1 protein-coding gene is annotated in these 854 nt (G+C 33.5%); it reads left to right on the top strand.

Annotation, left to right across the window (positions count from 1 at the left end; all coding sequences use genetic code 11):
- Positions 1-820 (top strand): substrate-binding periplasmic protein (locus PL85_RS18590; protein WP_214654272.1); only part of this gene is annotated, 820 nt, incomplete at its 5' end.
- Positions 821-854 lie beyond the last annotated feature (34 nt).

Here is an 854-nt window from a genome sequence, read left to right as displayed (position 1 = left end):
TAGCCGGGCGTTATGTTTATCATACTCTTTTGTCTATACTGACTACATAATGGCATTGAGGGGAAAATTTGATATGAAACAGATGTTGTTTATTTTGTGGTTACTAATAATCCCAAGCATGTCTAGAGCAGAAATTAAGTTAGTGACACTGGATTATCCCCCGTATATAACTCAGGATAAAGATAAGCTTGATGGTGTTGCTGTAAGACTACTAAGAGATATTTTCCAACAAATAGATACACCCATTAAAATAAATATTTTGCCATGGGGAAGAGCAATCAGTTATGTGGAAAATGGTACGGCTGATGCAATATTTACAGCGTTTAAAACACCAGAAAGAGAAAAATTTGCTGACTATAATAATGAAGTGCTATTTAATCAAAATATTATAATTATTAGGCCAAATGTAAGTCATGTTATTTGGGGTAAGTCAAATATCAAGGAATTAAGTATCTGTTTGGTCAATAATGTTAGTTATGGGACTTGGTTAGACAGCATGCTAGCTCAAAACAACTTTAAAGCAATATACAAAGTTAATTCAGCGGAGCAGTGTGTCCTAATGTTACTTTCTAACAGAGTTGATTTTTGGGTCAATAATGAGTTTGGTGCAAGATATATAGCCGCTCAAATGGGTGTAACTAATGATATTTACTTGGAAACTCCACCATTAGAGTCAACGCCAAGCTACATTGCATTTTCTAAAAAAAATCAACATTTGGATTTAGTAAAAAAGATTGACCATACGCTAAGGACAATGAAAGAAAATGGTGCATATCAAAGGATAATTGATGATTATTTCAATGAAATAGGAAGTAAGTAGCCATTTTCTCGATCAACATAACAAACGGCTCAAG

It is taken from the genome of Vibrio anguillarum, assembly GCF_001989995.2.
GTDB lineage: Bacteria > Pseudomonadota > Gammaproteobacteria > Enterobacterales > Vibrionaceae > Vibrio > Vibrio anguillarum.
This window is presented reverse-complemented; position numbering and strand designations above follow the sequence as displayed.